Source organism: Bacillus sp. JS, assembly GCF_000259365.1.
Lineage (GTDB): Bacteria > Bacillota > Bacilli > Bacillales > Bacillaceae > Bacillus > Bacillus stercoris.
Map to the genome: position 1 here is coordinate 1,037,294 of NC_017743.1, position 12,691 is coordinate 1,049,984.

At 41.8% G+C, this 12,691-nt stretch carries 10 protein-coding genes and 2 pseudogenes; 7 read left to right on the forward strand and 5 right to left on the reverse strand.

Annotated elements, in window-relative coordinates; translation table 11 throughout:
* Positions 1-362: 362 nt before the first annotated feature.
* Entirely contained in the window at positions 363-1,193 is an 831-nt protein-coding gene (locus tag MY9_RS05200; RefSeq protein WP_014663315.1) for a MetQ/NlpA family ABC transporter substrate-binding protein, read from the forward strand.
* Positions 1,194-1,195: 2 nt separating this feature from the next.
* Here the strand turns inward: MY9_RS05200 and dgcK are convergent, their stop codons facing one another.
* A complete protein-coding gene (dgcK, locus tag MY9_RS05205; RefSeq protein ID WP_014663316.1) occupies positions 1,196-2,275 on the reverse strand; it encodes a diguanylate cyclase DgcK in 1,080 nt (359 codons plus the stop codon).
* 171 nt (positions 2,276-2,446) lie between these two features.
* Between dgcK and tcyP the strand changes: the two genes are divergently transcribed.
* Both tcyP and MY9_RS21860 read left to right on the forward strand, forming a co-directional pair.
* Positions 2,447-3,838 carry an L-cystine transporter TcyP gene (tcyP, locus tag MY9_RS05210; protein ID WP_014663317.1) on the forward strand — a complete coding sequence of 464 codons (1,392 nt, stop codon included), beginning with the start codon at positions 2,447-2,449 and terminating at the stop codon, positions 3,836-3,838.
* Positions 3,839-3,931: 93 nt separating this feature from the next.
* Positions 3,932-4,052: pseudogene (locus MY9_RS21860) on the forward strand (hypothetical protein); the annotation flags it as partial.
* A gap of 207 nt (positions 4,053-4,259) precedes the next feature.
* Here the strand turns inward: MY9_RS21860 and MY9_RS05215 are convergent.
* The 3 genes from MY9_RS05215 to MY9_RS05225 form a co-directional block, all read right to left on the reverse strand.
* Positions 4,260-4,829, reverse strand: a complete 570-nt coding sequence (locus MY9_RS05215) for a DUF2812 domain-containing protein (RefSeq protein ID WP_041521277.1) — start codon at positions 4,827-4,829, stop codon at positions 4,260-4,262.
* On the reverse strand, positions 4,816-5,133 hold the full coding sequence (locus MY9_RS05220; protein WP_014663320.1) for a PadR family transcriptional regulator: 318 nt from the start codon (positions 5,131-5,133) through the stop codon (positions 4,816-4,818). Before MY9_RS05220 ends, MY9_RS05215 begins: the two co-directional genes overlap by 14 nt.
* A 365-nt stretch (positions 5,134-5,498) precedes the next feature.
* A complete protein-coding gene (locus MY9_RS05225) occupies positions 5,499-5,945 on the reverse strand; it encodes a hypothetical protein (protein WP_014663321.1) in 447 nt (148 codons plus the stop codon).
* A 149-nt stretch (positions 5,946-6,094) separates the two neighbouring features.
* Between MY9_RS05225 and MY9_RS05230 the strand changes: the two genes are divergently transcribed.
* Both MY9_RS05230 and MY9_RS05235 read left to right on the forward strand, forming a co-directional pair.
* Positions 6,095-6,670 carry a YhcN/YlaJ family sporulation lipoprotein gene (locus MY9_RS05230; protein ID WP_014663322.1) on the forward strand — a complete coding sequence of 192 codons (576 nt, stop codon included), beginning with the start codon at positions 6,095-6,097 and terminating at the stop codon, positions 6,668-6,670.
* Between the two features lie 119 nt (positions 6,671-6,789).
* Positions 6,790-7,754 (forward strand): annotated as a pseudogene (locus MY9_RS05235) (hypothetical protein).
* Here MY9_RS05235 and MY9_RS05240 read toward each other — a convergent pair.
* Positions 7,686-8,339, reverse strand: a complete 654-nt coding sequence (locus MY9_RS05240; protein ID WP_041521279.1) for a spore coat protein — start codon at positions 8,337-8,339, stop codon at positions 7,686-7,688. The pseudogene MY9_RS05235 and the gene MY9_RS05240 sit on opposite strands and share 69 nt — an antisense overlap.
* 82 nt (positions 8,340-8,421) lie before the next feature.
* Between MY9_RS05240 and MY9_RS05245 the strand changes: the two genes are divergently transcribed.
* A complete protein-coding gene (locus MY9_RS05245) occupies positions 8,422-12,072 on the forward strand; it encodes a 5'-nucleotidase C-terminal domain-containing protein (protein ID WP_081483604.1) in 3,651 nt (1,216 codons plus the stop codon).
* On the forward strand, positions 12,069-12,665 hold the full coding sequence (srtA, locus tag MY9_RS05250; protein ID WP_014663326.1) for a sortase SrtA: 597 nt from the start codon (positions 12,069-12,071) through the stop codon (positions 12,663-12,665). Before MY9_RS05245 ends, srtA begins: the two co-directional genes overlap by 4 nt.
* Positions 12,666-12,691: the final 26 nt, after the last annotated feature.

Consider the following 12,691-nt stretch of genomic DNA (forward strand, 5'->3'; position numbering starts at 1 on the left):
TCTTACAAAACTTTCTTCTTAAAGATAGTTCGAACAAAAATAATTACCTTTACTCTACCAGTAATCTTCAGAAAAAACAACTGCTTATTGAAACTTTTTTGGGAAAATACCATATTTATTTTTCAATTTGATATTTATTTACGGAAATTCATCTGCTTTCTCGATATGTGATCATACGTTGGCCTTCGTATGCCTTCATTTTGGGAAGATAATGTCATAGGAATTGACAACCTGATTGGATATGAGTAAGGTAAAAGTTAATCAATATTACAAATGACAACGTTTATCAACTAAGAGAGCGTATGATTTTTTTGTCTGATATTGCTTGCATGCTCTAATACATAGATAGGAGTATGGTCACAATGAAAAAGTGGCTTATATGCAGTTTCGTCCTTGTTCTTTTCGTTTCATTTACTGCATGTTCACCGTCTGCAGAACATGAATCGATAAAAATCGGGATTGCTGAGTCTGACGGGGCAATATGGAACTATATTGCTCAAAAGGCTGAAGAGGCAGGGCTGGATATTCAGCTGATCCCTTTTTCTGATTATGCGGAGTCTGATATCGCACTTGCTAACAAAGAAATTGATGCCAACGCCTTTCAAACCATTTCATATTTTCAATCGTTCACTCAAAAACACAAACTTAAGCTTGCACCGCTCGGTACGACATACATAACGCCTATGGGCATTTATTCAAAACAATATGACAGAATCCAAGATATACCGCGGGGAGCTGTTGTTTCTGTTCCCGATAAAGCGTTCGATTTTGGCAGGGCGCTTACTGTGCTTCAGGAGGCGGGATTGCTAACGTTGAAAAACGGATTTAACGGTACAGGTTCAGTTGATATGATTAAAGATAATCCGAGACACCTGAAATTGAAAGCTGTCCGGCAACAGGATGCAGTGAGCGGTGGGGATGTGTTTGTCATGAAACCATCTGAAGCAAAAAAAGCGGGCCTGAACCCGAAAAAGCATACCATAAAGAGCGGCAGTCTCATGTCGGGGGAAGAGATGAATTTGATTGTTGTCAGAGCGGAGGATCAAGATCGGGAAGCGCTGCAAACCATTCTTGAGCTTTATCAAGCTGATGATACAGCGGCATTTATAGAAAAAGAATATCAGGGAGATCTTGTCCCGGCTTTTCTGCCTTTGAAACGTCTTTCAGATTGGAAGAATGAATTCGAACATTGAATTCATTCTTTTTTTTCTGAAAAACACACTTTGTTCCGTCCCGTCTCTTTCGCTTTGTAAAGCATTTGATCGGCAAGAATGGGCAAGGATCTTGGCCGTTCCGTATTATTGGGGTAATGAGCGGCCCCCAGTGATATCGTAACTGAAAGCTTTTCGCCGTTTTTTAATATAATCGGTTCATGACTGACAGCGCTCCTGATCCGTTCTGCGATTTGGGCTGCTTTATCTAGAGAACAGTTCGGCAGAAGCACGGCAAATTCTTCACCACCGATCCTAGCGGCTGGATCACTATTTCGGATGCTCTGCTTCAGACGTAAGCCCAGCTCTTTGAGCACCTGATCTCCTTCATGATGGCCATATTGGTCGTTGATGGTTTTAAAATGATCGATATCCATATAAATCAGTGCAAATTGAAAATGCGGGGTATCGGCCGCCTGTCGATACAGAGCTTTTGTGATTTCTTCAAACTTTCTTCGGTTATACACGCCTGTTAAAAAGTCAAAGTGCGCTTGAAACTTATATTGTTTATAAAGAAGATGTGCATTTGTTTCATGATCAATAATATATAAACTGAGCATACCGCCCGCTATTGAGATGATCCAAAAATATAAATGAAGTTCATATGAATGTAAGTCTATAAGAAAATAAAAGGCAAAGGAGATCAAGCTATTTGTGATTATTATAAGATAGAAAGCATGTTTTAGTTGAACTTTTTTTCTTCTAGAAACAATGAGTGACGGGATGGCAGCGATACAAATGATAATAACCGAGTAAAGTGCAGATGTGTTCATTGTGATCAGCATGCGGCCAGCAGCGATCATAGCCAGGGCCGTTGCCGTTGAAACCCAGCCTCCATAAAGAGCGGCAATCATAATAGGGATATTTCGAAGATCAATAATTGAATGCTGATAGGTAAATCCAAACACCATCAGAATAACCCCGAGCAAACCGCAGGCCAGTCCTTTAACAGCTTGAAAGGATATGCTGTCTTTTTTATGTACTAACCTTTCTTTAAACAGGTGGGTGAAGAGATAATTAAATGTGATTAAAATCGTCAAGTTTACAAACAGTTCTTTCAGCAAATATTATCACCCTTATATAAGGTACTAAAGATGGAAGGGAAAGAAAAGAAAAAAAAGGCATTATATAAGGTTTTTTTGCTTGAATTGATAAGTTAAAATAATTCGCACTTGACCCATCGGAATTAGTGTAATATAGTAAATGAGAAAATTTGAAGGGAGAGTTTACCTGCTTTGGAGACTTTACTAGTTGTATTACATGTATTTATTTTATTTTTACTTATCTTAGGGCTCTTTGTTATGCAGAAAAAACATGTTTCCTTCTCTAAACGTGTATTTACTGCGCTGGGACTGGGGATTGTATTTGGATTTGCGCTTCAGCTGATTTACGGCCCGACTTCAAATATAGTTATTCAAACAGCTGACTGGTTTAATATTGCCGGGGGCGGATATGTCAAATTGCTTCAAATGGTTGTCATGCCTCTTGTCTTTATTTCGATTCTCGGTGCATTTACAAAGCTGAAACTGACAAAAAATCTCGGGAAAATCAGCGGTTTGATTATCGGGATTTTAGTAGCAACAACAGCTGTTGCAGCAGCTGTCGGTATCGTGTCCGCACTTTCATTTGATTTGCAGGCGATTCAGGTTGACCAAGGAAGTACAGAGCTTTCACGGGGGCAGGAGCTTCAGCAGAAATCAGAGGATATGACAGCGAAAACGCTGCCGCAGCAGATTGTTGAACTGCTGCCTGGAAACCCGTTTTTAGATTTTACGGGAGCTAGACCGACTTCAACGATCGCTGTCGTTATTTTTGCCGCTTTCCTTGGAGTGGCATTCCTCGGCGTAAAAAACAAACAGCCGGAACAGGCAGAAACATTTAAAAAACTGGTTGATGCCGTTTATGCCATTGTCATGCGTGTTGTCACGCTTATTTTGAGACTGACGCCTTATGGGGTGCTGGCTATCATGACAAAAACGATTGCAACGAGTGATCTTGACAGCATTCTAAAACTGGGCATGTTCGTGATTGCTTCATATGCCGCGTTAATCACTATGTTTATCATTCATTTGCTGCTGCTGACGTTCAGCGGCTTGAATCCTGTGATTTATTTGAAAAAAGCGCTGCCTGTACTTGTATTTGCATTTACGTCAAGGTCAAGCGCAGGTGCTTTGCCGCTGAATATTAAAACACAGAGAAGCATGGGTGTGCCCGAAGGGATTGCAAACTTTGCCGGTTCGTTCGGCCTTTCGATCGGCCAAAATGGATGTGCGGGCATTTATCCTGCAATGCTGGCGATGATGATTGCCCCGACTGTCGGTCAAAATCCATTCGACCCGGTGTTTATTATCACTGTTATCGCAGTCGTTGCCATCAGCTCCTTCGGTGTTGCCGGAGTCGGCGGCGGAGCGACTTTCGCAGCGCTTCTTGTATTATCATCATTAAACATGCCTGTAGCGCTTGCCGGTTTATTAATCTCAATTGAACCGTTAATTGATATGGGGCGTACTGCTTTGAATGTCAGCGGAAGTATGACATCCGGCCTTATTACAAGTAAGGTCACGAAGGAAATTGATCGAGGGACATTTAATGATCAATCCAGAGTGATTGTAGCTGAAGAAGCGTAACATATGAAAACGTGTAATCCGACAGGGATTACACATTAATAAGACCCATGAACCTTGCAATATAAAGGTTTCATGGGTTTCTTTTTTTGTTTTTTTTGGGAAGATCAAGCCGGCATTACTGATCAATGGATTGATCTAATTGAAATGAAAATTATATTCATGGTATCTTGAAGACGCTAACTTATCTGAGGCACACACACATAATAGATTCCTTCTTAGAAGGTGAGTTGGCTAATAATCTAATTCAATCGTGCCTGAACATAAAAAGGCGATTACATGTATAGCATCGCAAGTGTATACCCCGATATACTGTGATGTCTAATTTTCGGAAACGAATAAAAGAAAAGCGCTCGCCTGTGGTAGATGCATTCCCTTCAATTCCTTCATTGAATTAAAAAAGTTCATAATGAACCTCTTCGCATTATTTTTCCATTAACATTGAATACTTTCGATACACTTTATAGAAACTGGCGGCAAAGAGAACAACCATAAGGGCGGGAAGCGACCTCAAAAGAACAAATGGGGTTTCAAATAAAAATGCTTTCCAAAACCATTCACCTTTCATACTCCAAAGACCTTCAGTTAAATATAAACCTGAATCCTTATAGATCATATAAGAAAAAAACAAACACATGAAACCTAAACCAGAAGAATAATTCATCAATCTTTTATAATAATTACTCTTTGATTGGCGATCCGAGAAGATTTCATTTTGACCATCATTTTCTTTTTGCCAATACCGAATTCCACTAAGCCAAGGGCCATTTATATAAATCCAACCGAAGTCTTCATATATCACTTTGTAATCTTTGAACTTTTTCTTTGGTAAAATATCTTGGTAATCCAGTCGGATGACATATCTCTTGTCAGTTTTTTCAAAAGTGTATATTCCTAATCCACTAATATTTGTACACCGATAGCCTTTTTGTAATTGCTCGTTCAGCCATTGTTCCTCTTTTTCAATATCAAAAAACATCTTAAATTTCTTCATTCGATTCACTTCCTTCGTACAAGGATAAAATATGCAGTAACCTATTTTGTTCCATTTTTAAAATGGCGCTTCCTTCTTCAGTTATCATGTAAACTTTTCTTCGGCCTGATTCTCCAACAGGTTCAATCCAACCATGCTTATTCAAGTTTTCAATCGCACCGTATAATGTACCCGCTGCTAAAATAACAGTACCGTTACTTATCTTTTCTATCTTCTGCATTACGGCATAGCCATGGAGCGGCTCACGCAGAGCTAATAAAATATAATGCATGGTTTCAGACAACGGTAATAATTTGTGTTTCATATCCGCACCCTCTATTCAGTTTGACTATATAGTTCAACTTAATAATAATGTAATACAGTTCAACTGAATAGTCAACAGCATTTTCCAACGCTCAAGTAAATTCTAAATGTTGAGTGTTGAAGCAAGAAACAAAATGAATAGTGTTCTGTCCTTTTCAGCCTTTTGATTAATAATGAATCGATAAAGATTGCTTCGGATAGAGCGGCAGCATAAACAAAAAATCCTTCAAACGTTCTAATTGAACGAAAGAAGGATTTTTTTAGCTCGCCAATTGTACTCCAAAATAGGTGAAAAAATATAGAAAACAAGAAGTTTAAAAGAAAAAAACACCTAGAGGCCAATGTTGAGTCAGGTTACACGTTTTTTTAACGGCCGGGTTCTAAGTCCTCCAGCATTTCCATCATCGTGTTGTCGTCCATGACATTCATTGCGCTTTGCTCAAAATGAATGGGTTCAGCATAATGAGGCTGTCTTTTTTTCGGGGCTGTTTCAGTTTGCCTCGATTGTGTCTGTGTATGCTGATGCTGTGTTTGCTGTTGTCCGGCATTCTGGTGCTGACGGCCGTTTTGCCGCTGGCTTTGATGTTGTGAACGGTCATGGTTATCACCGCTACCGCCGCCTAATGCTTGTTTGACCATGTTTCCTACATTAGAAGCATCAAATGTGTTATTTCCTGAATGTCGTCTGTTCATTTGTCCTGTGATAAACCCGCTGATTCTTTGGCGGATCTGAGGTGATAATGCAGCAATAAGCATAGTTGATCCGATGATCAATGCTGCGGGGCTGATTCCTCTTCGCTGGTTGAACAACATGATCCCTCCTTTGCAATGTATTCATATTTTCCCCCTCATTAGACAAATTAACCGTTATATTTCCCGGGAAAGCATTTCCTTCAGATTTTCATGCATAATTAAAGCCAGTTAGAAAAACCTATAAGTAAAGTGATAAAGGAGGAATTCACATGCTTGGAAAAAAACAAGTCCTTGCGTCTGTGCTTCTTATCCCTTTGCTTATGACTGGCTGCAGTATGGCCGACCAAGGTGAGGGCAGACGTGACAATAATGATGTAAGAAATGTAAATTATCGAAATCCGGCCAATGACGATATGCGCAATGTGAACAACCGGGATAACGTTGACAACAATGTTACTGATAATGTCAATAACAATAACAATCGTGTAAATGACGATAATAACAACGACCGGAAACTCGAGGTTGCTGATGAAGCAGCTGATAAAGTAACAGATCTAAAAGAAGTAAAGCATGCCGATGTCATTGTTGCTGGAAATCAAGCTTACGTTGCAGTCGTTTTAACCAATGGAAATAAAGGTGCAGTAGAAAACAATCTGAAGAAAAAAATAGCCAAAAAGGTAAGATCTACTGACAAAAACATTGATAATGTTTACGTTTCAGCTAACCCTGATTTTGTAGAGCGTATGCAAGGATATGGAAAACGTATTCAAAATGGTGATCCAATCGCCGGGTTATTTGATGAATTTACACAAACTGTACAGCGCGTATTCCCTAACGCTGAATAAATGAAAAAAGCCGCACAAATTGTGCGGCTTTTTCTATGCGTTGATGACACACTGTGAACTCAGGCTGCATAGAGTAAAAATAAAAGGTACAAGACGGACCGGCTCAGGGAGGGAGACGTTTGCGGGGTGGCATAGGAAAGCGTGCGGCATCCGCTCTATTCCTGTGCGGAGTCCTTGTGATGCTGGCTGTAAGCTCAGCCATCGTATCAAGCACGATGTATATTCTGTCTTTGCCAGGGCAGGCATCTGGAATCACAAAAGAACAAGTGACGAAGCACATGAAGAAAGAGTCATTTAAACAGGCCGATATTTATTACACTTCTAAGGAAAAGTCCTTACTGCCATTGACGAAAGAAACGCTTGAATATGCGGTCAGTATTAATCAATTTATGATTGGATATTCGAATCAAAAGCCTATTGATATTATTTTTTTTTCTAATGAAAAACAGATGGAGGATTACTCCGGGTTATTGGATGTCGTTGGTTTTTATTCTGAGCGGGAGCAGCTGATCGGATTGTTGCCTGAAGAGAAAAAGAAACTTTTAGAAGGGGACGAGGTAGCGGTTTATTTGTACCAGAGATTGTTGATTCATGAATACACACATCATGCGTTTCACCAGAAACTGAAGGAGCTTGAGGCGGACCCCGATGAGTTTCCGTTATGGTTTCATGAAGGGTTAAGCGAGTGGATTGCGAACTATGAATTGCTTATCGATCCGATCACGTTTTCTGTTGTCCCTTTTGACCGTTTGCAGTCAGACCGAGACTGGCAGGAAGCCAGAGCCGAATATGAAACTGATGTCTATTTGCAAAGCTTTTATATGATCGATGAGCTGACGGGTAAATACGGGAAAGACATTATATCAGAACTGATAAAGGAAACGGCAAAAAAAGGGGACTTTAAAAAAGGGTTTAAATCAGCAACAAAGGAAAGTCTTGATCAATTTGAAAAAGACTTTAAGAAAAAATTTGAAAAAAGTGAGGCATTGGATAGTATCTATCCAATGCCTTTGTATTAATGAAGCCCTTGCTGGCCCATACCGCCTTGTGTCGGAGGTATTTGTCCTTGTGCAGGGGCGAATGAATTTCTCAGCTGTTCCATGTCCTGCGCATCAAGCTGAGGAACTTGGTAATAGCCGTGTTTGTTTTGATATAGGAAAATTTCAAATGCCATTTCAACATACTCCTGAATTTGCGCAGACAGTACGCGTCTTACGGCCGGATTTGTCATTTCCAGAGAAGCCATCGTCAGCATAGAAGCTTGTGCTTTAACCGCGCAAAGCATTTGTCTGCTGATGATGCTGTCATCAATATCATTCATGGATTGAACAGGCTTTTTAGGCTGTGACGGCTGCATGCCATAAACAGTCTGGTTGTCTTCCTTCATCATATAAGTTGCTGTTTTTTGTGAAGGTTCGCTTCCTGTTTTGAAACATTCTGCAGTTATATTGTATTGAGAAGAAATGAATTGATATTGACGATCAAGGATATTTAATAATTCTTGATCCTTACAGAATTGTCTCAGCATCATAAACTGATCAAGTACAGTAAGTGTTCCGGACAGCACCTCGTGCATATCAAACATTTCATGTCCGCCGTGGTTTTTATGCGGTTTTCCAGGGATACCTTTGTTCATTTGGGATTGCTGCTGCTGATTTAACTGATCCAAACCGAATTCCTCCTTGTTTTTCAGATCAGCTGTATTTTGTGCCAGTCCGCCGCGTATTATGCAGAAGCCTGAAAGGAATTATATGCTGGCTGTCGAAATGGTAAGCAGACAAAGTCATTGTCATTATGTGTATATTAAGGGAGGAAATATGATGAGGCGTATGATGCATATGGTATTGATCATGGCATTGATATTCTTAAATGTCATGTACACGTGCGAAGCGGTAACTGCAGCTGAACCGCAGCAGGCTATATCAGTTGAGAAGGCAAAACAGCAAAAAGAAGGACAGGCGCTTGTCGAAGGATATGCAGTCGGCCAGGCGGTTTCCCCGCAGCATTACAAGCTGACAAGCCCATTTTCAAATGATTATAATGTCGCGCTGGCAGACCGCAAAAATGAGATATCACCCGATCATATCCTTCCTGTGCAAATCCCTTCAGCTTTCAGAAACCAGTTCGGGCTGCAAACCAATCCGCTTCTTCTTGGAAAAAAGATAACGGTTCAAGGCAAGCTTGAAAATTACTTTAACACGACGGGACTTAAAAACGTTCAGTCGATGAACCTAACCGATGACACGAAAACTCCGCCGGCTGAACACACAATGACCATAAATGAAGCGCGGGGAAGGCTGAATGAAGAAGTAACGATAAAAGGGATCGTCACAGCTGATCAAAACGCAATCGGAGGCGGGAAGCTGTCAACCTTTTTGCAAGATGAAACCGGAGGCATTAACATGTATTCGCCTTCCCCCGAACAATTTCCTGAATTAAAAGAGGGCATGGATGTCACGGTGACAGGTAGAATCACGACTTACCAGGGACTGAAAGAAATCGTTCCAGTCTTATCAGGGATTAAAATCAATCAGTCAAACCAGCCTCTCCCCGCCCCTAAACAATTAACAATCAATGAACTCATTAATGGCAGCCTGGGTGATCAGTATGAAGGCCGCCTTGTGACATTAACTGCATTTGTCTCCTCAATTCCAAGTTCTCCTTCAGGCGGCGGTTACAATGTAACGATGATTGATGACGACCATCATGCAATGACGCTCCGGGTTATGAATGAAACAGGGGTGATAGACGAACTTAATGAGGGCAAGTGGTATGAATTTACTGGGGTGTTAAGCAGATACCAATCCTTTCAGCTGCTTCCGCGAAAATCGTCTGACCTGAAGCTGCTTGAAGAGCAGCCCGCACCTCCGTCTGCTGAGGGAGAATATGAAGGGGTTGTTGACCGGGTTGTTGACGGCGATACCATTCATCTCAAATCTCCGGTTCTTGGAACGACCAAAATCCGGTTTGTAAATGTAGATACACCTGAAACATACCACACACCAAAAAATGACGCAGACGAAAATCAATTAAGATTTGGCAAAAAAGCATCTGACTATCTAAAAACGGTTCTGTCCCCAGGTGATAAAATCACTGTTAAGGTCGGGAGTGAAGCCAAGGACAGCTATGGCAGGCTGCTCGGACAAGTCATAACCGAATCAGGTTCCAACGTGAACTTAGAGCTTGTGAAAAATGGCTATGCTCCGACGTATTTTATTTGGCCGGTTGACAATGAAGAGGATTATCAGCAGTTTCAGTCCGCAGTAGCTGCTGCGAAAAAAGAACAAAAAGGAATTTGGAATGAAAACGATCCGCTCATGGAAATGCCGTTTGAATTCAGAGCCAGAGAGCAAGGGAAAGGCTTGACAAGATATGTAGGGGATTCGTCGAATCAAACATATGTGCAGCCGGCTGACTGGAAGAGGGTCGCGGTGGAAAACAGAATTTTCTTTGCATCAGCAAAGGAAGCGGAGAACGCAGGATATAAAATGAGGCAAACGGCACCTGAAAAAAATGTGCCGCTAAGAATTCTCAGCATGAATGATTTGCATGGCAAGATCGATCAGCAATATGAGCTTGATCTTGATGGGAACGGAACTGCAGACGGCACATTTGGACGCATGGACTATGCCGCCGCATATTTAAAAGAAAAAAAGGCTGAAAAGAAAAACACGCTAATGGTGCACGCGGGAGATATGATCGGAGGCAGCTCTCCAGTTTCATCTCTTCTTCAGGATGAGCCCACTGTAGAATTAATGGAGGACATCGGATTTGATGTCGGAACTGTGGGAAACCACGAATTCGATGAAGGCACCGATGAACTGCTGAGAATTTTAAATGGCGGTGATCACCCGAAAGGCACAAGCGGATATGATGGACAGAACTTTCCCCTTGTATGTGCCAATTGTAAAGTGAAATCAACTGGAGAGCCCTTTTTGCCGGCTTACGACATCATAAATGTGGAGGGCGTACCCGTGGCTTTTATCGGAGTTGTCACACAGTCGGCAGCTGGTATGGTTATGCCTGAAGGAATAAAAAATATCGAGTTTACAGATGAAGCGACAGCGGTGAATGAGGCGGCCAAAGAGCTGAAGAAAAAAGGCGTAAAGGCCATCGCAGTTCTCGCACATATGTCAGCTGAACAAAACGGCAACGCCATTACCGGTGAGTCTGCTGATCTTGCAAACAAAACAGATTCTGAAATTGACGTGATTTTTGCCGCGCATAATCATAAGGTTGTTAACGGCGAAGTGAATGGAAAACTGATTGTTCAAGCGTATGAATATGGAAAAGCGATAGGCGTCGTTGATGTAGAGATTGATAAAACGACAAAAGACATTGTCAAAAAGTCAGCGGAAATCGTATATGTGGATCAAAGTAAAATCGAACCGGATGCCAGCGCTTCAGCCATTTTAAAGAAATACGAAACTATTGCTGAACCGATTATCAGCGAAGTAGTCGGCGAAGCAGCTGTTGATATGGAAGGAGGGTATTCAAATGACGGTGATACACCACTTGGAAACCTGATTGCGGATGGAATGAGAACTGCCATGAAAACGGATTTCGCCCTTATGAATGGCGGAGGCATACGTGAAACGCTGAAAAAGGGCCCGATTACGTGGGGAGACCTTTACAATATTCAGCCGTTTGGAAATGTGTTAACGAAGCTTGAGATTAAAGGAAAAGATTTAAGAGAGATTATCAATGCGCAAATCTCGCCGGTTTTTGGGCCTGACTACAGCATCAGCGGGTTTACGTACACGTGGGATAAAGAAACTGGAAAAGCAGTCGATATGAAAATGGCAGATGGCACCGAGATCCAGCCTGATGCCACATATACATTAACCGTCAACAACTTTATGGCGACGGCGACAGGCACCAAATACCAGCCGATCGGATTGCTCGGGAAAAATCCGGTGACAGGGCCAGAGGATTTGGAAGCGACAGTTGAGTACGTGAAGAGTTTTGATGAGCCAATTGCGTATACAAAAGAGGGAAGGATTAAGCTCGCTGCAGCCAGTGATATTGAAGACCCTGTAACAGAAGACCCGGTTACGGAAGAGCCTGGAGATGACCTGGGGACGGAGCATCCAATGAAAGAGGTTCCAGAGCCTGATGTGGATTTGCCTGATATAAAAGAGACTCCGGGCACAGCACCGGTTCATCAGCTGCCACCTTCAGCCATTTTGAGATTCGTTGAAATACCTATCAACAACACAAAAAACGCTGCCAATAGCATCAGCACATTGCCTTTACGAAACGAGGGCGGGGAAAGCGGGTCAGAGCATCCGCTTCCGGATACATCAGCAAACTACTATAACTTTATGGTGATCGGTGCGGCGGTGACATTATCCGGAACTTATTTATATGTCAGAAGAAAAAGGAGCGCCTCCAGAACGTGAAAAAAGTTATTCCACTACTTATCATTGCGGCCGGCCTAGTGATCGCAGGCTATGGAGGCTTTAAATTGATCGATACGAATATGAAAACGGAACAGACATTAAAAGAAGCAAAACTTGCGGCGGAAAAGCCGCAGGAACCTTCGGGAATGAAAAATAGCGCAGATCAGGCAAAGAACAAAGCATCATTTAAGCCTGAAACCGGCCAAGCGAGCGGCATTTTGGAAATACCGAAAATCAATGCAGAGCTTCCGATTGTGGAGGGCACTGATGCTGATGATTTAGAAAAAGGTGTCGGGCATTACAAGGATAGCTATTATCCTGATGAAAACGGACAAATTGTGCTGTCAGGGCATCGAGATACCGTGTTTCGCCGGACGGGAGAGCTGGAAAAGGGAGATCGGCTCCGCATTCTGCTGTCTTATGGAGAATTCACATATGAAATTGTAAAAACAAAAATTGTTGATAAGGATGACACATCTATTATCACGCTCCAGCATGAAAAGGAAGAGCTGATTCTGACGACCTGTTATCCGTTTTCATACGTGGGAAATGCCCCGAAGCGCTATATTATATATGGAAAGCGAGTCATTTAAAAAGCCGCAGGAAATACCTGCGGCTT